The 23,021-nt window shown below is 59.7% G+C and carries 19 protein-coding genes, 1 pseudogene and 1 riboswitch; of the genes and pseudogenes, 9 read left to right on the top strand and 11 right to left on the bottom strand.

The window, feature by feature from the left end:
- The first annotated feature begins 169 nt into the window (after nt 1–169).
- On the top strand, nt 170–5,197 hold the full coding sequence (locus HYI44_RS12670; protein ID WP_225569539.1) for a hypothetical protein: 5,028 nt from the start codon (nt 170–172) through the stop codon (nt 5,195–5,197).
- A gap of 154 nt (nt 5,198–5,351) precedes the next feature.
- On the opposite strand, the pseudogene ltrA reads toward HYI44_RS12670, so the two are convergent.
- From ltrA to HYI44_RS12690, 4 genes and pseudogenes are all read right to left on the bottom strand, one after another.
- Nucleotides 5,352–6,380, bottom strand: a pseudogene (ltrA, locus tag HYI44_RS12675) (group II intron reverse transcriptase/maturase); the annotation flags it as partial.
- Between the two features lie 489 nt (nt 6,381–6,869).
- Nucleotides 6,870–8,234, bottom strand: coding sequence for a DUF1329 domain-containing protein (locus HYI44_RS12680; RefSeq protein ID WP_122838771.1), 1,365 nt, complete (start codon nt 8,232–8,234; stop codon nt 6,870–6,872).
- Between the two features lie 28 nt (nt 8,235–8,262).
- Nucleotides 8,263–10,158 carry a DUF1302 domain-containing protein gene (locus HYI44_RS12685; protein ID WP_122838770.1) on the bottom strand — a complete coding sequence of 632 codons (1,896 nt, stop codon included), beginning with the start codon at nt 10,156–10,158 and terminating at the stop codon, nt 8,263–8,265.
- Between the two features lie 335 nt (nt 10,159–10,493).
- Nucleotides 10,494–12,176: a fatty acid--CoA ligase gene (locus HYI44_RS12690; protein ID WP_122838769.1), complete on the bottom strand. Its 1,683-nt coding sequence runs from the start codon at nt 12,174–12,176 to the stop codon at nt 10,494–10,496.
- A 231-nt stretch (nt 12,177–12,407) separates the two neighbouring features.
- Here HYI44_RS12690 and HYI44_RS12695 point away from each other — a divergent pair, with 231 nt between their 5' ends.
- Nucleotides 12,408–13,301, top strand: a complete 894-nt coding sequence (locus tag HYI44_RS12695; protein WP_122838768.1) for a glycosyltransferase family 2 protein — start codon at nt 12,408–12,410, stop codon at nt 13,299–13,301.
- 28 nt (nt 13,302–13,329) lie between these two features.
- Nucleotides 13,330–13,962: a CatB-related O-acetyltransferase gene (locus HYI44_RS12700; protein ID WP_225569540.1), complete on the top strand. Its 633-nt coding sequence runs from the start codon at nt 13,330–13,332 to the stop codon at nt 13,960–13,962.
- Between the two features lie 42 nt (nt 13,963–14,004).
- Here HYI44_RS12700 and HYI44_RS12705 read toward each other — a convergent pair whose 3' ends face one another.
- Nucleotides 14,005–14,634, bottom strand: a complete 630-nt coding sequence (locus tag HYI44_RS12705; RefSeq protein WP_225569541.1) for a LysE family translocator — start codon at nt 14,632–14,634, stop codon at nt 14,005–14,007.
- Nucleotides 14,635–14,766: 132 nt separating this feature from the next.
- Here HYI44_RS12705 and HYI44_RS12710 point away from each other — a divergent pair, with 132 nt between their 5' ends.
- The 3 genes from HYI44_RS12710 (at nt 14,767) to HYI44_RS12720 (ending at nt 17,613) form a co-directional block, all read left to right on the top strand.
- Nucleotides 14,767–15,732 carry a 2-hydroxyacid dehydrogenase gene (locus HYI44_RS12710; protein ID WP_225569542.1) on the top strand — a complete coding sequence of 322 codons (966 nt, stop codon included), beginning with the start codon at nt 14,767–14,769 and terminating at the stop codon, nt 15,730–15,732.
- Between the two features lie 33 nt (nt 15,733–15,765).
- The gene (locus tag HYI44_RS12715) at nt 15,766–16,764 is read left to right on the top strand and encodes a class I SAM-dependent methyltransferase (RefSeq protein ID WP_122838764.1); all 999 of its coding nucleotides are present in this window, start codon (nt 15,766–15,768) and stop codon (nt 16,762–16,764) included.
- A 52-nt stretch (nt 16,765–16,816) separates the two neighbouring features.
- Nucleotides 16,817–16,938: riboswitch (yybP-ykoY riboswitch) on the top strand.
- A 90-nt stretch (nt 16,939–17,028) separates the two neighbouring features.
- Complete coding sequence (locus tag HYI44_RS12720; RefSeq protein WP_045059254.1) at nt 17,029–17,613, top strand: TMEM165/GDT1 family protein; 585 nt, start codon at nt 17,029–17,031, stop codon at nt 17,611–17,613.
- A gap of 148 nt (nt 17,614–17,761) precedes the next feature.
- Here HYI44_RS12720 and HYI44_RS12725 read toward each other — a convergent pair whose 3' ends face one another.
- From HYI44_RS12725 to HYI44_RS12740, 4 genes are all read right to left on the bottom strand, one after another.
- Complete coding sequence (locus HYI44_RS12725) at nt 17,762–18,580, bottom strand: M48 family metallopeptidase (RefSeq protein ID WP_045059253.1); 819 nt, start codon at nt 18,578–18,580, stop codon at nt 17,762–17,764.
- Between the two features lie 129 nt (nt 18,581–18,709).
- Nucleotides 18,710–19,333, bottom strand: coding sequence for an SOS response-associated peptidase (locus tag HYI44_RS12730; RefSeq protein WP_225569543.1), 624 nt, complete (start codon nt 19,331–19,333; stop codon nt 18,710–18,712).
- Between the two features lie 35 nt (nt 19,334–19,368).
- Nucleotides 19,369–19,629: a putative signal transducing protein gene (locus HYI44_RS12735; protein ID WP_045059251.1), complete on the bottom strand. Its 261-nt coding sequence runs from the start codon at nt 19,627–19,629 to the stop codon at nt 19,369–19,371.
- A gap of 12 nt (nt 19,630–19,641) precedes the next feature.
- Complete coding sequence (locus HYI44_RS12740; protein WP_122838762.1) at nt 19,642–19,824, bottom strand: CPXCG motif-containing cysteine-rich protein; 183 nt, start codon at nt 19,822–19,824, stop codon at nt 19,642–19,644.
- A 139-nt stretch (nt 19,825–19,963) separates the two neighbouring features.
- Here HYI44_RS12740 and HYI44_RS12745 point away from each other — a divergent pair, with 139 nt between their 5' ends.
- Entirely contained in the window at nt 19,964–21,127 is a 1,164-nt protein-coding gene (locus HYI44_RS12745; RefSeq protein ID WP_205940063.1) for a 1-acyl-sn-glycerol-3-phosphate acyltransferase, read from the top strand.
- A gap of 38 nt (nt 21,128–21,165) precedes the next feature.
- Here HYI44_RS12745 and HYI44_RS12750 read toward each other — a convergent pair whose 3' ends face one another.
- Entirely contained in the window at nt 21,166–21,444 is a 279-nt protein-coding gene (locus tag HYI44_RS12750; protein WP_225569544.1) for a hypothetical protein, read from the bottom strand.
- 193 nt (nt 21,445–21,637) lie between these two features.
- On the opposite strand from HYI44_RS12750, the gene HYI44_RS12755 reads away from it, so the two are divergent.
- On the top strand, nt 21,638–21,844 hold the full coding sequence (locus HYI44_RS12755) for a hypothetical protein (protein WP_122838833.1): 207 nt from the start codon (nt 21,638–21,640) through the stop codon (nt 21,842–21,844).
- 58 nt (nt 21,845–21,902) lie between these two features.
- Here HYI44_RS12755 and HYI44_RS12760 read toward each other — a convergent pair whose 3' ends face one another.
- Nucleotides 21,903–22,487 (bottom strand): YajG family lipoprotein, encoded by a 585-nt coding sequence (locus tag HYI44_RS12760; RefSeq protein ID WP_122838760.1) that lies wholly within the window; start codon nt 22,485–22,487, stop codon nt 21,903–21,905.
- 195 nt (nt 22,488–22,682) lie between these two features.
- Between HYI44_RS12760 and HYI44_RS12765 the strand changes: the two genes are divergently transcribed.
- Complete coding sequence (locus tag HYI44_RS12765) at nt 22,683–22,916, top strand: hypothetical protein (protein WP_045059246.1); 234 nt, start codon at nt 22,683–22,685, stop codon at nt 22,914–22,916.
- The last annotated feature ends 105 nt before the right edge of the window (nt 22,917–23,021 follow it).

Below are 23,021 nucleotides of genomic sequence, written 5' to 3' on the forward strand. Positions count from 1 at the left end.
TGCGCGTTTTCTACAAGCTATTGATCGTCGAGCAAGCGATAACCCGCCGTGCTGCAGACTTGCAGCGCCTTGGGCGCGATCCGATTGCGGCTCCAGCACCTTTGGCAGCGGCTTGGACATCGCAATGAAACGCCAAGGCACTTAAATCCAATCAATGGAGAAGCGCCGCATGGGCATCCAGATCCCCCCCAACTTGAGTCGCTCCACGTACGACATTCCCACGCCCCCCCTAAACGGCAATACGCAGGCACGTCAAAGGTTGACGGCTGAGCTGCGCAATGTTTGCGGGGGCGCGATTTTGCCGACCAGGACCGAACCGGCCAAGGACCATAGCAAGGTCAAACGGGGACGCGGACATCTGGCGCTATTGGAAGGTGGCACTCCCCTGGAGCAGATACCCAAATGGCAGCCTGCGCGTGCGCACGTTTCGTTGGCTCCCGATCAGGCGCAATACTTGCGTGAGTTCGGCTTACAGGTTCCGGCACACCTGCTGCTACGCGGCGCGGCTCATTCACTGGACCCGTACCTGCCTTTGATGGCGCTGACCCGGTACTTGCGCAACTACTGGCAGACACCGACTAATGTGCAGACAGCCAGTGAAAACTGGCGAACGACTGGCTTACATCTTCGGCATGCATCCACGCCCAGCGAGTTTCTCGCGAGCCTCAATTCAGCCCTTGAGCGAGGATTGAGTCCGGTCGCGCTCCTGTACGGGCTGTACAGCCTGCCCGGCATGGCCGCACCGATGATACCGGTACATCTGTTGGCGGCCGTAATCGCTGGATATGGGCAGGATCGACTGTCCGAGTGGCTTTACCGGCATGTCGGTGCACCTTCGCTGGAGGTCCCGCGCACGCTGCAGGAGTTGGCCCGACTGTTGGGCAATTGCGCACGGCTCGGACTCTACACGCAGCCAGTGCTGAACTCGCTGAACGAGTGCTTCAATGCACCGGCCTCCGGGCCGCTGCGCCTCACCCATGCTAATACCCCTGAGGCCATTGCCGAAATACGGAACCAGTGGGAGAGGGACAAACATACGTTGGCTCATGGCGACGCCTCCCCAGGGGAGCCGAGGCTTGACCTGAGCCTGGTACAGGCGTGCAACCCGCAGACCGTTGCGACGCAGGTGCAGACGACCTCCGCCGGAGCAAGGCCCGGGAGCCTATTGAACGCGTTCCCCAGGACCATCAGCGGGGTCATCGGCTGGTTCTCGCAACGCATGCCCTACGCCGAGCGTGAGGCAGATGTGGAGATGCCGCTAGTCAATCCGGATTTATCTGTCGATCTGCCGGGCACGCCCTTCACTACCCCAATAGGCCAATATTTGCGCGTAATAGGCACCGGCCTGGGTTTTGGCGCCGTAGCCGGTGCCACCTGGAGCACAGCACAGATGCTGCGTACCACGACGACTGGAACCACAGGAGCACCAACGGAACATGCACTCGCACCAACTCTGAAGACGCCCTCGGCGATTCCCCCTGAACTCACACCCCATGAGCAAACCCTGTGGCAGGCATTAAAGCTGCACTCGCACTTGACTCCAGAAGGCACCCTGACCTCCACGCTGGAGGCGGTCATGCAAATGGTGGCCGACCCCGTGCTGGCGAACGATCGTCCCGCGCTGCAGGCCAAGGTCGGGGCGCTGCTGCATCAGGACCTTGGGCCCTTGCCAGCACAGGCACTGGATATCACGCATGCTCGGGCCCGACGTTCCCCGGTGATAGAGACGGCTGATGGACTACTGGTGCGCAACGTTATTGCGCTGGCCGATCAGACCCTCCACAGCCCCCAGCGGCAGGATGAAAAGCTGCTATTGCAAGCCCTGGCTGCGCAGTGGAACGCGACGCCAGCCTGGCACTGGCTGGGGCGCTCAAGTGCAGGGGAACAAGCGTTGTGGCTGAACTATGCGCAAGCCCGGCAGGAGCACAACGAACACCTGGCGACTCTAGCCGGGGAAACACCACTGCTCAGCGCTACGGGATCGCGGCTTGCGCATTTACAGGCGCAACGACCTGCCCTGAAAAAAGCCTTGGCCAGCCTCTACGAAATAGAGCTGCAACAGGCGCTGCTGGAAAGCAAACTCAAGGGTTACCTGCGCGGCGCCGGCGAGCTCATAGCCGGATTGGAGGTGGTGACAGCGGCCGTTAACGGTGATCCGCTGGTGCAAGTCGGCAGCTTGCAACTATCAACCGGCAACGGCACCGATGCCCTCAAGCTGCCCCTGCCGCAGTTACAGGTGTTTGTCCGGCGCGATGCCCGGGGCCAGGAGGACGGCGCGGTGCTGTACCGTCCCGAAGAACGGCGAGTGCAGGCGTTCGGTACACGCCAGGAGATGTTCCAGCACCTGGATATGAAGCGCTTGTTGCAGTCACTGAACGCCGAGGTACAGTTGCCTGAGGCGAGGGCCTCCCTCACCGCCTTCGAACGATTGCCCGAACTGGCCCTGCGAGCCTCCGAAACCGGGCATCGCCCCACGCTGATGCGGTTCCTGGATGAACGCGCACGACTGCCAAGCGGCTGGACCGAGAAGGACCTGCAGGTGAGGTTTTACCCGGGGGCCAGTCTGCTGGAGAAGCTCGAACAGCGGGCCAGCGTACAACTGGACAGACAGGCGAGACGCCTGCAGGTTCTGGAGGCCAACCCTGAGATCGACCACGATATGGCCGCCGCGCAGGCTAGCGGACAGAAGATGGCGGACTTCATCGATGAATACCTGCCAACATTACGCACACTTACCCAGCGCAACGAAAGTAAAAAACTGACTAACGTCCTGCGCAATACCGGTGCCTTGGCCACTAATTCCACGCTCGATGCTGACGCCGTCTACATCCATTTCAACGACCAGACCATGAGCTGGACCGACTGGGTCATGGAAGGCTACCGCCAGCATGGCGACAATGTGTTAGCAAGCAGCAACAACTTCATCAAGGATGCGCGTCTGGAAACCGAAGATCCGACCGTGATGCAGACGCTAAATAGCCAAAGCTTCAAGCAGAGCGTGCAAAGTCATCTGCGCAACAACTACGCCGGTGACGCCTATATCAACCACCTGGAGCAGTGGCTCGATCCCGGCAGCGAATGCGGGCGGACCTTTCGCGAGCTGAGAACAAACTCGACCTTGCTGCAAATGCAGGCGTCCCTGACACAGGCCAAGGCCAATGGCGCAATCGACTCCGAGCACTTCGGGGCACTCAAAGTGCTAGTCGACGGCTTGCGCACCCGCACTGTCCAAGGCTGGGCAAGCCTGCAAGCGTTCCAGATCAACGGAAGGCGAATACCCGAGGTATTCGTGCTTTCGCTGCACCAACCCTCGGGGCTGCGGCGTGCCGATCCAGCGCTGCGCAGCGATTATCTCTTCCTGCCCCATGGCCCTTATGGCTCGGAACTGCTGAAACTGTCCGACTATCAGCGGTTGATGAAAACGCCGGGCTACTATGAGGATGTGCTGGCACGAACCCCGATAAAAGACAAACAAGTGGTCGACCAGGTCCTGCGCGGTCAGCATGATTACCGGTCACCCACGGCTTTTGTCCGGGATTTTACCGAAAACGTGAGTACTCAGTGGCTGCACGACAAGATCGACAATGCGCGGCAGGTCACGACCAGCCGTGCAGAAGCAGGGCTGGAACAACTGATCAAGGGCCTGCGCTTTGCCACGGGAGCGGTGTGCACGGTGGCTACTGCGGGGGTTGGCGCAATTCCCTGTACCGTCGGCACCCTGGGGTTGGTGGGCCATGACATGGTTGATGCGCTGAAACAACTGGATCGCGGCCACCCGGAAGGCGCGCTGACGCAATTAGCACTGCTGACACTGGATATGCTGGACGTAGTACCGGGGCTGCGCGCACTCAACCCGGCCAAGTTACTGCACTGGGTCGGCAAAGCCCACTTCAGTACGGCCAGTGAGGCCAGCGAGGCCCTGCAGACTCTGGCCCGGCAACGCGGCACAGCCTTTACTGCCAGCGGCCGGCTCAATGACGCCTTGGCGTGCCCCGACATCAGTCTGATACAGCTTTCGGAAATGACGTTGCGTCCAGGTAAAGCCCGAGCCGGCAATTTCTACCAGCACAATGGTCAACACTTTATCCGGGACCGATATCAGGGTCAGTGGAGAATGTTTGAGGTTTACTCGGACAATGGCTGGGCAACGGTGCGAGTGCGCGACCCGAACCGGCCCAATGGGCAAGGCGCGCCGGTACACTACCACGAGGGCCACTGGCGGGCCGATGAGGGGGGACTATTGGGTGGAGTAGGCGGTTTGACAACGGTCGAACAAGATACTCACGGTCCAACGGAGACAGTCAGTGGCTGGCTTCAGCGCAGCTGGCTACACGAAGAGCCGATGCAACACGCCCCCACAAGGCCGGTTTCCAGCGAGTTTCTGACGCAACTTCAACAAGCGTATGATGAGTCGTTCCATACCAAGTTGCAGCTGCCTTTTGGATCGCCCGACCAGCGCCTGGACCAGCTGGGCAGTAAAGGCGAGGCATGGCAGCGACTAAAATTGATCTCCTCCCAGCGACTTATCAACATTCCCCAGGGCGAGTATCAGAAGATGGTCGACCATGTTCAAAGCATACTTTGGGTGCAGGCAGGAAATTGTGGTGAGAATGCTCAGGTTGCCTTCGTCAATCTGGCTCGCAACCCAGCCTTCGATAACAAATGGATCGCCTTGGTCAAGGCCAGGGGAGATCACGCCTATGTGATAATTACCGACCTGCCAAACGTCCCGCATAGCGCGGAACTTTCCACTGCCGTACTGCTGGAAAAAATAGACCCTGAGTCGACAATTGTCGTGGACACTTGGCCGGCACTTCCGATAGTGCACACGCTCGATGACAACACCTTTGGAATTGGATCAGTCAGTTGGGTCCGACCACCTTGTGTGGCACTGCCGCCACCGTCTGCATCGGCGAAGCAGGGCTTGGCATCCATTGACGATATTCGTAAATACCATGAAAAAAAACGAGGTTACGAGCCGCCGGGTCAGAGTTTAGTGGACATGGCCAGACGTGATCCTCTCTTGAATAAGTACTATCTGCACATGGTGTCGGCAGCCAAATATCGACGCTTTAACGCCCCAGACGGCACGGCGTTCGATAACGACAAGATTCCAATTTGGTATGGGGAAAAGCTTAGGAACCAGAGAACAACAGCCGGGCAGATCAGCCTGACGCAAGCGTCTCAAGTGTTCTAACTTTGATAACGTGCTGGTGGTCGTCGCTGACACGTGCATTTAACGGTCAAGTAAAATCCAGTCTGTCTTTCTCAATCGGCATAGGGGACGGCCTTCATAGGCCGTTCCCCTGCCACACCACCCGGCATGCGGTTCCGCACCGGGCGGTTCGAGAGATTCGGTAGACAACTTGTTGCAAGCTGCGGCCACCTGAGCGCCGGGTAAACCAGCGGATGCACTGTTTGAAGCGCTGACGCGTTTTGACCGCTACTGCCCTTTTGACGCCTTTTGGAGAAGCCCAAAACGCATACCCTAGAAACTTGCGACCAAATGCGCTCGCCACCGCACTCTTGCTCTCGTTGACGCTCAAGTGCAGCTTTTCATACAGGCGCTTCAGCAAGGCCATCACCCGCTGACCAGCCTTACGGCTGCGAACATACACATTCGCATCGTCGGCATAGCGCACAAAGCGATGCCCCCTACGCTCAAGCTCTCGATCCACTTCGTCCAACAGCACATTCGCCAGCAACGGCGACAGCGGGCCGCCTTGCGGCGCCCCGCAGCGGCTTTTCTCGACCACTCCATTGATCAGCGTTCCCGCATCCAGGTAGGCACGGATCAGCCGGATAACCGCCTGATCCGTGATCCGCTTGCGCAAACGATCCATCAAGATGTCGTGATCGACCCGGTCGAAGAACTTTTCCAGATTAACATCCACCACCACTTTTCGTCCTGAAGACACATGGCGCTGGGCCGCTAAAACGGCGTCCTGCGCGCAGCGTCCCGGGCGAAAGCCGTAGCTGTGTTCACTGAAAGTCGGATCGAGTAATGGCTGCAAGACTTGCAGCAGCGCTTGTTGGATCAAACGGTCAGTGACCGTTGGGATACCCAACTCGCGCTCACCACCTTCAGGCTTGGGAATGGCAACACGCCGTACCGGACTAGGCCGGTAGACGCCTGAAAGAAGTTGTTCGCGAATCGCCGCCCACTGGGTCAGCAGGTGTTCGGCGGTCTGTTCAATGTCCAGACCATCAATTCCTACAGAAACTTTGTTGGCCTTAACTCGTTTCCCCGCCCGCTTCAGGCTCTCTCTCGCAAAGGCCCGCTCCAGCAGCCCTTGCCCTGCGTTGTTGGATTCATCTTGCGGGCGATTGACCTCGTCGCTGACGGAGCTTCTCACGGCTTCACCGCTCGCAGTCTCCATCCGCCCCGCGTTTGGCAGGCATCTGACTTCCAGTCTTTCGCATCAACATGGCCTATAACGCTTTCTCTCGTTCGGCCCTTCGTCAAAAAAAAAAGACTACTACGGCCTCTGCTGACTTCTCGCTCCGGCTAGCACCGTCGCCTTTTCAGGCACAAGGCGAGATCTCCCCAGGTAAGAACGCAATCCTTCACCACACAACCGCCGGATTTACGCAGCCTGATCCTTGACCACAAGAGCTTCGCGATTTTATGCCCGCTCGCCCTGATCGGCTCCGCCTTGTATCCGATTCTTGTACATCGGCTCATGGCTTCGATTCACGCTTCCTTCCCACACTCGGTCGCCCTTATGCAGCTGCGCTTCACTTCGTTCGCTGTGGCCAGCTTACGGCGGGACTTTCACCCCCAAGATTGCGCCCATGCTGGGCGCACATAAAAACGCCCCGAACCAGTCGGGGCGTTTTCAGAAGGTGAGGCCTCTGTTCAGTACAGCTTAGCGAACACCATCCTGACGCAATGCAGCAGGGGTGAAGTCGCTGGTGGTGGCAGTGAAGCCGAAATCATATGCCGACTTCTCTTCGTTTTTCATGCCCAGCGCCAGATAACGACCCGATTGCAGGTCATACAGGGTTTCCAGGGCGTACCACGGCACTTGTTTGTCGTAGTAGTTCTCGGCGTGGGCTTCCGCAACGCGCCACAGTTGATTACGACCGTCGTAGTGGTCGATCACCGCCGCCTGCCAGGTGTCTTCGTCGATGTAGAAGTCACGCTTGGCGTAGATATGGCGCTGACCTTCCTTCAGGGTTGCAACCACATGCCACACCCGGCGCAGCTCGTATCGAGCCAGGTCCTGGTTGATGTGGCCGGCCTTGATGATGTCGACGTACTTGAGCTTCGGATCGTCGAGCTTGTAGCTGTCGGAGGCGATGTACATCTCTTTCTTGCCTTCGAGTTTCCAGTCGTAGCGATCTGGCGCGCCGTTGTACATGTCCAGGTTGTCAGAGGTACGCAGGCCATCGGCGGCAGTACCCGGCCCGTCATAAGACACTTGCGGGGCGCGACGCACCCGACGCTGACCGGCGTTGTAGACCCACGCCGAACGCGGCTCCTTCACTTGGTCGAGGGTTTCGTGCACCAGCAGTACACCACCGGCCAGACGTGCCGGCGCGGTCACTTTCTGCTTGAAGTAGAACAGGATGTTGCCCGGGTTCGCCGGATCGTAATCCTTCATCTTGTCGCGGAACACGAACTGGTCCTGGAAATACACCAGGCTGAACGAGCCGTTAGGCTGTGGCGTGGCCTGGGTGACCAGGCGAGTCACGCTGCCGCCGCGATAACGGGTGATGTGGTTCCAGATAACCTCAACGCCGGTTTTCGGAATTGGGAACGGGACGGCAGTCTCGAAGTTTTCCAGGCCGTTACCACCGGACACCAGTTTGGTGTTGACGGCGTTTTTCTTGATGGAGGCGAACACTTCATCCGGCACGGTGGCACCGCGATGAGACGGGTAGACCGGCATCTTGAAGGTTTCCGGGTAACGCTTGAACATCGCGTACTGGCCCGGGGCAAGCTTCTCTTTGTACTGATCCACGTTCTGCGCGGTGATGGTGAACAGCGGTTTTTCACTGCCGTACGGGTTGGACAGGAAGCCCTTGCTGTCGACTGTGCCCGCATTTTTGGCCATGGGTTTCCAGGCCGGGATCGAACCGTCGGCGTTACCCGCCATCTCGGCGCCCATCGGTGTCAGGCTCTTGCCCAGCTTGTCCGCCTCGGCAGCGGGAACCGCCGCCATGACGCTGGTCGCCAGCAGCGAAAGTCCCAGAACACCGGCTTGGAACAGACTCTTTGTTATTTTCATATGTGTGTTCGTCCTGAAAATACTGTGCTTAGAAGTTCACGCCGACGCTGAGCGCAACAAAGTCGCGATCGTCCACAGTGGTGTATTTGCCGTCGAAGAAGTTGGTGTACGCCAGGCTCGCGGTGTAGGTGTTCTGGTACTCGGCATCAACACCCAGGCTGACCGCTTTGCGACCTTCCTCGAAGTTGCCGCCTGGGCCAGGCGAGTAGCCGCTCACGTCATGGGACCAGGCCACGTTAGGCTTGAGGTTCACGCCGGCGAATACGTCGTTGTATTCCCAGATCGCACGACCGCGGTAGCCCCACGAGGTTGCGGTGGTGAAGCCTTCGTTGGTGCAATTGCGACTGCGGTTGTTCTGCGGCGAACCAGCACCTGCACCGTTGATGGTGCTGGCGTTGAGGATGTTGGCGCAGGTGTCGGTACCGGCAGGGCCAGTCGGTGGCAGTTCACCTGGACCGTAGACCGGATCGCGGCCGTAGCGCACGTCAGAAGAGCTTTCCAGGCCGCCGACGTGAGTCACGCCCACTTCACCTACCAGGGTCAGACGGCTGGCGCCCATCACTTGATCGAAGAAGTGCGTCAGGGTGGTCTGGAACTGGGTGATTTCCTTGCGACGATAACCGTGCAGGTCCTGGCCAGGAACGCCAGTCAGCAGCGAAGCATTGCCCAGGGCGCCGCCCAATGGACGTACACCGGCGAACAGGATGTCGGTGGAGTTGAGCTGCACCGGCGCGTTTGGACGATAGCTGATCTCACCGCTCCACGCCGTACCGGTAGGCAGGGTGGTGGAGAAGCTCAAGCCGTACAGGCGAATGTCTTCGGGGTATTCGATGAAATACTGCGAGTTGCCCGCCACCAGCAAAGGTGCCAGTGCAGCGAATGGACCCGGCAGGCCCGCGGCGGTGTTGTACACCGATTGCGGGGCACCCGTGGCGCTGAAGATCGGCGCACGGCTGTGGTAGTTCATGAAGTAGGCACCGAATTCGGTGTCCAGCGGATCGAACATGTACTTCAGGGACGCGCCCCATTGGCCGCTGTCCCGCGCATCGCGATCGGGGCCGCGACGGACCAGCACACCTTCCTCGTTGACATCTACGCCAGCACCAGCCAACGGGCCCAGGGCAATGGCCGGGATGGTCGAGCGTTTGTTCAACACCCGCAGGTTGCTGTCACAGCCATCGGCAACGATGTCCGGCTGGGAGAAGAAGGTGCCGCAGTTGTCGACGACGGTCTGGTCCCATTCCAGCTGGTAGAACGCTTCAGCCGAGAGATTCTCGGTGAGGCTCTGGGAGACGTAGAACATGTTGACCGGGATCAGGCCTTCCTTGATCTCGGCACCCGGACGACGGAATGCGGATACGTCGATCGGGTTGATCGAGTTGATGCCACCGCCGATGAACGTACTTTCGCCCCAGCTCACTACCTGCTTGCCCAGACGCACGGAGCCCGGCTGATCGGCGATGGAGTAGTTGTGGTAGACGAACGCATCGAGGATCTGGCCGCCGGAGGATTTGGCGCCTTCCTTGCGGTTGTCGTTGCTGACGTTCTTGAATTCAAGGTCTTCGTTTTGCAGTGCGAAGTCGTACCAGTATTTGCCCCGCACGAACACACCGGTGTCGCCGTATTTCAATTCAAGGTCATGGATACCCTTGAAAATCTTCGAGAAGGCCTGGCCGCTCTTGAAGTTCAGGTGGCCGTCATCGGAAGTCTGGGACAGCCCGTGGCCGCCGTTGTTGACCCCGATGAGGTTCTTGTTCGGCGACTGGGTGGAAACGCTCATGCCCAGGGAGAGAGAAGAGTCGAACTGACCTTCGATTTCACCAATGTTGAAACTGACGCCGAATGCGGGCCCGGCGAGCGTAGAAGCAAGACTGACCGCCAAAGGCAATTTCGCCCGGCGCCAGAACTGGTTTACTGATGTCATCGACGCTACTCCATGTGCATTATTGTTATGGCAGTGAGTACTTTTAAAAACGTTGTGGCTGACCGGACGCCAGGGCGTTCCGAATTCAATCCAATGTGCATCGCCCCGTTTGTGCGTTTGCGCTCGTTCTTAAAAATCCTTGAGCGGACTATAGCCAGCAGGTAGTAGAGCTTGATCCCTCTAAAGTGTGATTTGCAGCTGCCAGCCACTCTGGAACAGTCCTTTCGCCAGTCCGACAACTGTCGGCACGGGAAGAATGGCTGAAAATTCAGATTTCACAAGCCAAGCGCTTGCTTGGTGGGGCTGGCGTGCCTTTTCGGGCACGCCAGGATCGCTTAAAGCGTCGAGAGGAAGGTGCTGTTGTTGGCCTGCCATTCGGTAATGTCGAGGCGGATTTTTTTCTTGTCCAGCTTGCCGACGCTGGTCTTGGGAATTTCGGTAACAAGAGCAATCTGGCTCGGGATCGCCCACTTGCTCAGGTGTCCCAGTTCCACGAATGGCTTGAGGTGTTCCTTGAGTTCCTTGGCCCCGATTACGTGGCCTTCGCGGATTACCAGCAAGGCGAACGGGCGCTCGCCCCACTGCGGATCGGCGATGCCCACCACTGCTACTTCGCGTACCGCTACATGTCGGCTGATCAGGTCTTCGAGGTCCAGGGAAGAAATCCACTCGCCGCCGGTCTTGATCACGTCCTTGATGCGGTCGCGAATATCGATCACGCCCATGGTGTCCAGGGTCGCCACGTCGCCGGTATGCAACCAGCCGCCCGCCCACAGCTCGGCGCCCTTCTGCGGTTCATTGAAATAGCCTTCGGTGAGCCATGGCGCGCGCAGTACCAGTTCCCCCTGAGTCTCGCCATCGGCCGGCAGGAAATTACCCTCGGCGTCGACGATCGCCGCCTCCACCAGCGGGCCCGGCACACCGGCCTTGATGCGGTAAGTGGTGCGTTCGTCTTCAGTGCCTGCCATCAGTTCGTCGTTGAGGTGCGCACAGGACACCAGCGGGCCGGTTTCCGACATGCCATAGGCTGCGGTCAACTGAATGCCCTTGGCCTTGGCGGCCTCATACAGCGCCCGGTTCAGGGCACTGCCGCCGATGACAATTTTCCAGCCGCCAAAATCGGTGTTCTGCGCGGCCTTGGCATTGAGGACCATCTGCAGGATGGTCGGTACGCAGTGGGAAAAAGTGACCTTCTCCCTGCGCCACAACTCCACCAGAAATTCCGGGTCGTAACGACCGGGGTAAACCTGCTTGAGCCCGAGCATGGTCGCCACGTACGGCAAGCCCCAGGCATGCACGTGGAACATGGGGGTGATCGGCATGTACACATCATTGGTGCCCAGCAGGCGCACGCTGTCGATGGCGCCCATGATGGTCGACACCCCCATGGTGTGCAGTACCAGTTGCCGATGGGTGAAGTACACGCCCTTGGGGTTGCCGGTGGTGCCGGTGGTGTAGAAGGTGGTGGCGACCGAGTTTTCGTCGAAATCCTCGAAATCGTATTGGGCGCTCGCTGCCGCCAGCAGTTGCTCGTATTCCCCCACGAGATTGGGCAGGTCAGCAGTTTTTTCCGGCAAGTCGGTCAGCAGCAGGGTGTTCTCGACGGTGGTCAGGTGACCGGCGATCGCGTTGTACAAGCCCACGAACTCGCTGTTGACCAGCACGAAGCGGTCTTGAGCGTGGTTCATGGTGTAGAGGATCTGTTCCGGTGAAAGACGTACGTTGATGGTGTGGATCACCGCGCCGATCATCGGGATGGCGAACATGCATTCCAGATAGCGATGGCTGTCCCAGTCCATCACCGCCACGGTATCCCCCGGCTTGACGCCGGCGGCGGTCAGTACGTTGGCGAGCCGTGCCACGCGCTCGATCAGGGTCGGGTAGCTGTAGCGCAATTGATCGCGATAGACGATCTCGCGGGTCTTCTCGTAGCGGGCACCCGACATCAGCAGGCGTTTAATCAGCAGCGGGTATTGGTAAGCGCCTTCGGCTGGGGGGATAACGCGAGTCTGCAACATAAGAATCCCTTTTCCTGACTGCACGGTCGTGGCTGAAAGCAGCACTCTAATGCGCCGGCCCGGGCATCAAATCAGCCAAAGGAATGATTTCATCGAAGGGTCAGATGCTAGCTTTGCGCCATCACCCACAGCCTCTGGCGGCCAAGCTTATTGCCTGCGCCGGGCAACTTGTAATGGATGCCAGCAGGGTTTCGTGCGAGCCTATGCACTTTTACCGACACAATGACAGCGATGAATACTGAAGTGACCGACCCTCTGGATTGCTCCAGTAAACAAGCGCCCCTGGTTTCCATTGTTGCGCCTTGTTACAACGCGGAAAAATACCTGGAAGAGGCGATCGCCAGCATCTTCGCTCAGGATTACCCGAATTTTGAAGTCATCATCGTCGACGATGGCTCAAGCGACAACAGCATCGCGATGCTCAGGCAATTGCAGCAAACCCATGACTTCCAGCTGTATACCCAGGCCAACCAGGGCGTCAGCGCGGCCCTCAACCACGGCTTGCGTTATGCCAAGGGCGACTACGTTTCCACGCCGGACCTGGACGACATCATGCTGCCGCAGTCCGTGCGCATCCGGGTGGATTACCTGGACCAGCACCCGCAAGTTGGCTGTGTGGGGGCGCTGATCATCTACATGGACAGCGACGGCAATACCATCAAGCAGCAACAACGCGACGAGATCCGCACCTACGACTTCGACAAGGTGCTCAGCGGCGCCGTGGTGATCGGTGCTCCGGTTGCGCTGTATCGCATGAGCGCCATGCGCAGTGCCGGCTTTTATGCGCCAAGCCTGCGGGTCCAGGATTTCCAGATGACCCTGCGCATCGCCCGCCTGGGTTACGAGGTGCATGAGCTGCCGGTGTGCGTGACCCGCTATCGCCGTCACCCCAACAATCTGTCGAGAAAGTACAAGGTGCTGCTACAGGCGGACCTTGAAGCCATCGCGCCGTACCTGGACCACCCCGCGTACCAGAGCGCTCGCACGCAACTGGTGAACAAGGCCCTCAAGTACGCGGTAGTCGAAGACAAGAAGGAAGCCTGGAAACTGTTGCGCTCCATTCCCTGGCGTCACCTGAACCGAACCAGCTTCCGCCGTTTGAAACGCCTGATGCTGCATCGCTGAGCGCCCCTCCCCTTTTCCAGGCCTGGTCATGAAATTTCTCGAAAAACTCAAACAACGAAAAATCCGCAAGCACCTCAAGCGCCTGGAAAAACTGCAACGGGCGCCAGAGAAAATTCGCCTGCGCTACCCCCGCTATGAAATAGGCGTGGGGACCTATGGCATTCCCGAGGTCATAGAGTTTGGTGACGATACGATCCTGAAGGTCGGCTCCTACACCTCGATAGCCGAAGGCGTGCAGATTCTGCTCGGCGGCGGGCATCGCACCGACTGGGTCAGCACCTACCCGTTCCCGTTGATGATCGACGAAGCCCGGGATATTCCCGGCTGCAGCCCGACCAAGGGTGATGTGGTAATCGGCAGCGACTGCTGGATCTGCGCCAATGTGCTGATCCTGTCGGGCGTCACCATCGGTCATGGCGCAGTAGTCGCCGCGGGGGCCGTGGTCACCCGTGACGTGGAACCCTATGCGATCGTTGGCGGCAACCCCAGCCGGCACATTCGCTGGCGCTTCGAGGAAGACGTGCGCCAGGAACTGTTGGCATCTGCCTGGTGGGACTGGCCGATGGAAGAGGTGAAAACTGCGTCACGGTTGCTGTGCAGCAGCGACATGGACGGGTTTCTGGATTACGTCCGCCAGCGCCAGTCGAAACAACCCGGGTAACGGATTGGCCGCGACAAGATGGCGCGGCGCTCGCCAGTTCCTTCAATGCATTTCGGTAAACGCCAGTTTCACCCCGATGGCAATCAGCACCGCGCCCATGGTCCGATCGAACCAGTGGCCCATGCGCGCAAATCCGGCGCGCACTCGCTGCTGGCTGAACAGCATCGCCACCAGGCAGAACCAGATCGCCGTGGCCACCGCCAGATAGACGCCGTAGCCAGCCTGCACCGACAACGGCGTGTGCGGGTTGATCACCACCGTAAACAGCGACAGGAAGAACAGCGTGGCCTTCGGGTTCAGACCATTGGTCACAAAGCCCGAAGTGAAGGCGCCACGGGCAGTGCGCTCACCGGCTTCCTTGTGCAGGTCGTCGGTCACCTGCTTGGCCGGTTGCGCACGCAGCGCCTTGAATCCGATGTACAGCAGGTAAGCGGCGGCGGCCCATTTCAAGGCGTTGAACAGCACGATCGATTGCGACACGATCAGCCCAATGCCCAGCAGCGAATAACCCACATGCAGGAATATCGCCGAGCCAACCCCCAGTGCAGTCCAAGTGCCGGCGCGACGACCGTGGGTCACGCTTTCGCGCACCACCACCGCAAAGTCCGGACCGGGGCTGGCCACGGCGAGCAGGTGAATGAGGGCAACGGTCAAGAACTCTGTCCAATACATGCGCAAATCCTTAGTGGCAGGCCTGGCGAAATCCAGCGGCGTATAGGCCAGCCCTGCGATGAGTAACTGATTGTTTCATCTGTTAGGCTCGGCAGATTACGCCTTCAGATCAATGCACAAAAGGTACAGTTGATGACGAACACTCACCGCGCAGTTTTCCTCGACCATCCTTCCCTGGACCTGGGCGACCTCGACCTGGCACCGTTGCGCGATTGCTTCAGCGACTTGCAACTGTTCGCCCAGACAACGCCAGACCAGGTGATCGAGCGACTCAAGGGCGCGACTGTCGCCATTAGCAACAAAACCGTGATCGATGCAGCCGCCATCGCCGCTAGCACCGAGCTGAAGCTGATCCTGATTGCCGCCACCGGCACCAACAATGTCGATCTGGCCGCCGCGCGCGCCCACGGCATCACCGTATGCAACTGCCAGGGATACGGCACACCCTCGGTGGCGCAACACACCATCATGTTGCTGCTGAACCTGGCGACCCGCCTGGCCGACTACCAGAAAGCCGTGGGCGAAGGACGCTGGCAACAGGCGAAACAGTTCTGCCTGCTGGACTATCCAATCGTCGAGCTTGAAGGCAAGACGCTTGGCTTGCTGGGGCATGGCGAACTGGGTGGCGCCGTCGCCCGGCTGGCGCAAGCATTCGGCATGCGCGTGCTACTGGGCCAGATACCGGGGCGCCCTGCCAGGCCGGATCGCCTGCCGCTGGCAGAGCTGCTGCCGCAGATCGACGCCCTGACCCTGCACTGCCCACTGAACGAACACACCCGTCATTTCATTGGAGCCCCGGAACTGGCCTCGATGAAAGCCGGCGCTTTTGTAGTGAACACGGCCCGAGGCGGCCTGATTGACGAGCAGGCGCTGGCCGACGCCTTGCGCAACGGCCACCTCGGCGGCGCGGCCACCGACGTGCTCAGCGTAGAGCCACCGACCGCAGGCAATCCACTGCTGGCCGACGACATCCCTCGCCTGATCGTCACCCCGCACAACGCCTGGGGCAGTCGTGAAGCGCGCCAGCGGATCGTCGGCCAACTCACGGAAAATGCGCAGGGATACTTCAGCGGTAAAGCGCTGCGTGTCGTCAGTTGATAGACTGCGGCACTTTTTTCCAGGGAGCAGATTATGGATCCGCGCAGTGAAGTACTGCTTCGTCAGGCCGAGTTATTCCAGGGGTCGGTATTGCTCGCCGGGTTGCCCGCCGATGATCTGCTGGGACGCCTGCCCGATGCCCACGGCTGGTGCTGGCACGCTGGCGATCAAGCAGCCCTCGATGCCCGCTTCGCCGGGCGCAGCCACTTTGGGGTGACCGCGCCAGAGCACGAGTTCGCTACAGCAGTGGTATTTCTGCCCAAATCCAAGGACCTCACCGACTACATTCTCAACGCCCTGGCCTCGCGCCTGGCCGGTCGCGAGCTGTACCTGGTGGGCGAGAAGCGCAGCGGCATCGAAGGCGCCGCCAAGCAACTCAATCCTTTTGGCAAACCGCGCAAGCTCGACAGCGCGCGCCACTGCCAGCTGTGGCTGGTCACCGTGGCCGATGCGCCGCAGGCCAAATCCCTGGAAAGCCTGGCCCAGACTTATGAGCTGGACCTGTCTGAAGGACCGCTGACCGTCATCAGCCTGCCCGGGGTGTTCAGCCACGGCCGCCTGGATCGCGGCAGTGCGCTGCTGCTCGAGCACCTCGACAAGTTGCCAAGCGGTCATCTGCTGGACTTTGGTTGCGGTGCCGGTGTGCTGGGGGCGGCGGTCAAGCGCCGCTATCCGCACAATCAGGTGACCCTGCTCGACGTGGACGCCTTCGCGGCCGCCAGCAGTCGGCTGACGCTGGCAGCCAATGGCCTTGAAGCAGACGTGATAACCGGTGACGGTATCGATGCTGCACCTATGGGTTTGAGTGCGATTCTGAGCAACCCGCCGTTCCATGTGGGCGTGCATACCGACTACTTCGCCACCGAGAACTTGCTGCGAAAAGCAGCTAAACATCTGAAAAACGGCGGGGAACTGCGCCTGGTTGCCAACAGCTTCCTGAAGTACCAGCCGCTGATCGAAGAGCACCTTGGAGTATGTGCGATCAAGGCCGAAGGACAGGGCTTCAGGATCTATCGCGCCAAGCGCGGCTGAAATCTTTTCTGCAAAAAGAGACTTGCTCATTCGGATTTGCCTAGGCAGAATCCGCTCCGTCCTAGGGGAGTAGTCTCCCACGAGCGCCACGCTCGTCCGGCATACGTCAACATACTTGGTCCTCAGACCATGGCGTATGCGACCTCAAGGTCCGCACAGACGGACCTCAGGGTTTGACAAGACCTATGACACGAACACCTTACCCGGGGCGGGGAGGCTGTACGTGTCATAGCCGTGTCGACCCGCCCCTTAGGAAAATCCCTGATGCTGGACTCTCTACTCGTTCCAACCGCAATCGTTGCCTTGGCCGAAATCGGTGACAAGACGCAACTGCTCGCCCTCATTCTCGCCGCGCGTTTCCGCAAGCCCTGGCCAATCATCGCCGGCATCGTCGCTGCCACCCTGGCCAACCATGCGGCTGCCGGCGCAGTGGGCGCATGGGTCGGCAGTTTCTTCTCGGATGCGATGCTGCACTGGATCCTGGCCGCGAGCTTCGCCGCCACTGCGCTGTGGACGCTGGTGCCGGACAAGATGGATGACGACGAAGCCAGCACCGCACGCAAGTTCGGGCCGTTCGTGACCACGCTGATCGCGTTCTTCCTCGCCGAGATTGGCGACAAGACCCAGATCGCCACCGTCATACTCGCAGCGCAGTACCCGGAATTGTGGCTGGTAATCATTGGTACCACCCTGGGCATGTTGATTGCCAACGTGCCGGTGGTTCTGGCGGGTAACTTTGCCGCGGAAAAACTGCCATTGACCCTGATTCGCCGTCTGGCGGCTTCGGCGTTCTTCATCCTGGCGATCGTTGCGGTGTACAAGGCGATGCAGAGCAGCGGGTGGGTTTGACAAGGTAGGTCGCTAGACCGCGTTATCGTTCATCGCGGGCAAGCCTTGCTCCCACAGGGTTGGTGTTGATCACAAAATTCGTGGCCACCACGGGACCTGTGGGAGCGCGCTAGCCCGCGAAGGCGTCAGCAGCATCACCCCATGACTATCAAGACTTCGGCGCTTTCTCGTACAGCGGCATCACCTTCGGAATCGCTGCTTCCAGCGAAGCGATCCGGCTGGTCGAAGCCGGGTGAGTACTCATGAACTCCGGCGGCGAGCCTTCCGAGACCTTGCTCATCTTGTTCCACAGGGTAATCGCTGCATTCGGGTTGTAGCCGGCCCGAGCGGCCAGTTCCAGGCCGATCAGGTCCGCCTCGTTTTCGTTGGAGCGACTGTTGGGCAAGGTCATGCCGTAGTTGGCCACGGTGTCCGCCAGCGCCAGGCTGTCCTGGCCCAGGCCGAACAGCGCACCGGCGCCCTGCTTGGCCATCTCGATACCATAGGCTTTGGACATTGCTTCACGCCCGTGCTCGCGCAGGGCGTGGGCGATTTCGTGGCCCATGATCGCCGCGATTTCATCGTCGGTGAGCTTCAACGTGTCGATCAGCCCGGTGTAGAAAATGATCTTGCCGCCCGGCCCGCAGTTGGCGTTGAGTTCGTCGCTCTTGATCAGATTGACTTCCCACTTCCACTGCGCCGAATCCGGACGGAACACCGGCGCCTGGGCGATCAGCCGGCTGGCAATCGCCTGGACGCGCTTGGCATCATTGCTGGTTTTGTCCAGGACGCCCTGGGTGGTCGCTTCGCCGACGGTCTTCTGGTAGGACTGGGCATACATCTGGTTGACCTCGTCGGTCGACAGCATGCTGAACATGTACTGCTTGCGCTCAACACCTACCGCGCCACCGCTGGTGGTGTTGACCGACTGACAACCGGCGAGCAGCAGACCTGCGCTCAGTGCACACAAAACCAATGTCTTGTTCATCGAAAAGCTCCTTGAAAACATGCCGGTATCCTAGGCGCGGAATGTCATCGGCGCCAGATACAACAGACATACAGACGCTCATTTGAGGAAAAGGTCCTAGCCCGAGCAGAAAATTGCCCATGGCAGCGCCTAACCCGGCGTCAAACACTCCGGGCCATTGAGCTTTGGATCGTTTATGAGGTTGGCCAGCACCCGCTCGCGCAAGGGCGAAGGCTCGCTCGCCAGCAGGGCCTGCAAGGCATGCAACGGCGTCTCTGGATCGAGCCACGCTTGCTGCCCGGCGGCATCCAGAATCAATGGCCGACGCTGGCTCGCGGCCGGCTGCGTGATCACCGCCGTACTCAACCACACCTGTTCCTGCACCGGATATGCCTCCCAGATTGCCGCGAAAAACAGCGATGCGCCCTCACCCGGCGTCAGCCAGTACGGACGCTTGCGCGCGGTACCGCGCCATTCGTAGAACCCGTTGGCCGGCAACAGGCAACGGCGCAGGCGCAGGGCTTCGCGGAACATGGGTTGTTCGGCCACGGTTTCAGCTCGGGCATGCGCGGGCGTGCGGGAAAGATCGGTCAGCCACGGCGGGGTCAGCCCCCAGCGCGCGCGCGCCAACTCGCGGTGGCCATCAGCGCCAGCGCGCAGCATCAGCACCGAATCGGTAGGGGATATGTTCCACTGGGCCTGCTGATCAGCGGGAAAACCAGGCAGGGCCGCAAAGGCGGGGTTCCAGCGAAACAGGGCATAACGTCCACACATGGGGCAGCACAACTCTTGATCAAACGAACGCCAGCCTAACAGACCAGCGTGCCGGGGAAACTCTCCGGTTCATCCCCGGGCAGCGGCAGCGCGGCATTGTAAGCGCTGATCAGCTCACGCGCGTAGGCCGCCTGGTCATTGTCAACCGACAGCCCGAGCAACCCGTAGATGGGCAATTCTCCCGTACCTCCGACCAGGTCCCGCCCCACCAGGTGGGCCTCGATCCCCTCGCTGGCCAGCATGCCTTGCAGCAACTCCCCTTCCATCAGGTTTTCCGGTTCGTAGATTCGCTGCATGTCACGCCCCTTTCACTCGTTTTCGCTATGGACTTCCAGCAACCATTCCTGACCATCGGTCTGCAGTACAAAGGTTATCGGGCGACAACACACCGGACAGTCCTCGATATACGTCTGATCCCCACCGGACAAGTCCAGTACAGCCTCGGCTTGCTCACCACAATATGGACATTCGTAGCGCTCGGTTTCCAGCATCGCGGTCTCCCAGGTGACTTGTGCGTATAATCGCCGGTCTATTTGCAGGGCTATTTTTGTCTGTCTATTTTTCAGACCGTGCCCCGTTGGTTTGATCAAAACCTTTACTTACCCTAGCCGTTTCCAACAAGAGAGCATGATGGGCGAATTCGATACCATCCGACCTTACGACGACAGCGAAGTCCCGGCGGTGCTGGCACGGCTGCTCAGCGACAAGGCGTTTCTAGATATCCTCACCCACTTCCGCTTCCCGCGCTTTGCCGGAGCCCTTGGCTGGGCGCTCAAACCTCTTATAGCTCATCGGTTGCGGCGCGAGTTCGCCGGCGTGAATTCAGTAGCAAGCCTGCAGGATAAAGTCGAAGTGTATGTCGACCACACCATTGAGCGTGCTACCGACGGCGTCACCTACAGCGGCGTCGAGCAATTCAAGTCCGGCAGCGCCTACCTGTTCATCGCCAACCACCGCGATATCGTGATGGACCCGGCCTTCGTCAACTATGCCGTGTACCACGCGGGACTGCCGACCCCACGTATCGCGATTGGCGACAACCTGCTGCAGAAACCCTTCGTCAGCGACCTGATGCGCCTGAACAAGAGCTTCATCGTGCATCGCTCGATCACCGGTCGCCGGGAAAAGATGGCGGCGTACCAGTTGCTCTCGGCGTACATCAATCACTCGATCCGCAACGACTGCGCCTCGATCTGGATCGCCCAGGCTGAAGGTCGGGCCAAGGATGGTGATGACCGGACCGAGTCGGCGATCCTCAAGATGTTTCACATGAGCCGCAAGGACGAGCCGTTCGGCGAGGTCATTCGGTCTCTGAACCTGACTCCGGTATCGATCAGCTACGAATATGACCCCTGCGACCAGGCCAAGGCCCGCGAACTGTACATACGCGCCACCACTGGCACCTACACCAAGGTGCCGGGCGAGGATGATGTCAGCATTGCCAAGGGAATCACCGGGTACAAGGGCCGAGTGCATGTGAACTTTGCAGCGCCCATCACCCAGGTCTTCGACGACACCAAGCAATTGGCGATCGAGATGGACAAGCAGATCCTCGGGGGGTATCGGCTGTTTCCGGTGCATTACCTGGCCTACGCCCAATGGCAGGACGCGGATCCGCAACTGCAGGTGCCAGACGCGGCCAAGGTATTCGCGGCGGATGAGCTGGCCAAGGCTCGGGAGGAGTGGCAGCGGCGCCTCGACGAATGCCCTGCGGACCATCGTCCGTACCTTATCCAGCAGTATGCGACGCCGGTGCGTAATCAGTATCGGGTCAAGGCCGGATTGCCCCTATAGGCAGGAGCTGCCGCAGGCCGCGATCTTCTCTCAGAGGTTCAAAACTGCGTGCTGACCCACGACACGACCAGCGCCAGCGCCAGGCATGCAAAACCAAAGCGATAGAAAAACCGGTTCATGCGCAAGGTCGCCCAATCCAGGGTCGGCTCCACGCTTGGCCGGCTCTGGCGCTGGGCCTCGATACTGGCCAGTGCGCGATGCTCGCGGCGACGGGTGGCATGCAGCAGCCAGCTGCCCGGGAAGGCGAGCAGCAGGGCCAGCAGGTTGATCAACTTGGCGGGATGGGCGATAAACAGCGTCATCAAATGCAGCGACATCACGAACCTCTGGCGAATCGGATATGGCAAGTCGCCAGATTGACGACTGCGGCGCGGATTCTACCGAAAGGCCGCCCACCTGCCCCACCTTTCCGACAAATAACGAAAAACTGAGCAAATGCTGTTCTGTGTCACGGCGACGTCATCTGACTGGGTCAGTCTGGCGCCCCTCGAAACCGACACGGAAAACGTCATGCTGCACGCCGAAAACCAGGATCGCCTCTACCTGATCGCCCCAAGCGAAGAACAGCAGAACCTTGTGGGAAGCCTGTCCTTCAATGTCCAGGACCGCCACTGGCTGGTGTATTGCGCATTGGGCGGGCATCAGCATGAGGACTTGCCGGAGACGGATTTGCTCACGGGGATCAGCGTGCTGGATTTCTATTCCCAGGCGGCCTGACATAAAAATGCCCGGTCCATTTCTGGTCCCGGGCATGTTTTTTCCATCTCGCGAACGCTTATTGGCCCAGCACCTGACCCACTGTCGGGTCCTTGAACAGGCGCGTCAACGCATCGCTCAACACATCGCTGACCAGCTTGGTGTTGGTTTCCTGATTAGGTGCCATGCCGAAACGCTGGTCCAGGGAGGCGCCGTAGCGACCGCTGTAGCGACGATTGGCATTCTGCACATCGGAACGGAACGTGGCGCCGATAGTAGCCTCGGTCACGTACATGCCTTCCTTGGGCGACTGATACTTGAGCTCGGCCAGGGTCACAGTCAATTGCGGCGCGTTATTGGCGCTGGAAACCGGGGTGAAGCCCAGCAAACGCACGGCTGCTTCAGCCTGGGCCTGCAACTTCGGCAGGATCTGCGCACCTTGCACGGTGATCGCGCTGGTCTCCGGGTACATGCCACCGCGGGTACCCAGGGTTGGCGAAGGACGGCCATCCACCACCCGTACCACCACCTGCTGGCCATGGCCAACGGGCGCGAGCTGCGTGGTCAGCTTCGGCTCCGGGCTCAGTTGTTGCGGGCTGTGGGCGCAGCCGACGAGGGTCAAACTGGTCACAGCGATCAAACCGAACAACAAGCGTTGCAACATGCTCTTCTCTCCAGAATCAGGCACAAACAAGGTCGCAGTATAGCTGTGCGCCATGACAGGGAACCAGCGCCACAAATAAGGAAAAGCCTGAAGTGCATTCAGGAATCATTGTCTGTCACACACCTGTCATCGCTCATACACCGTCCCGTCACCGCTCAATGCCAACCTTCAGGCAACCCCAGGAGGAATCTTGCCATGCGCTTTCTCATTTCGCTGTTCGCCCCCCGCCCCCTGCACCGCTGTTTTGCCTTGCTCGACCGCCAGGGTCGCTGCCAGGCGTTCAAGCAGTGCAGCCTCCAGCCAATGGGGGACGGCTGGGTCGAAATCGACGAGATCCGCCTCAACTGGTTGCACCAGCCACTGCCTCAAAGTGCCCGGGTGATCCAGCGTCAGCCACGTGCGCGGGCGCCGCGTATGTTGACCACCTGACCGGACGCCGAACAAAAGTCATAAAACACGACCATTTCCCTGCGTTTCTTCGCTACAATCTCCCCCCGATTATAAGGACGTCTCCTGATCGGGCCCCGCAACATT

The organism is Pseudomonas sp. Y24-6, assembly GCF_020295325.1.
Taxonomy (GTDB): domain Bacteria; phylum Pseudomonadota; class Gammaproteobacteria; order Pseudomonadales; family Pseudomonadaceae; genus Aquipseudomonas; species Aquipseudomonas gregormendelii.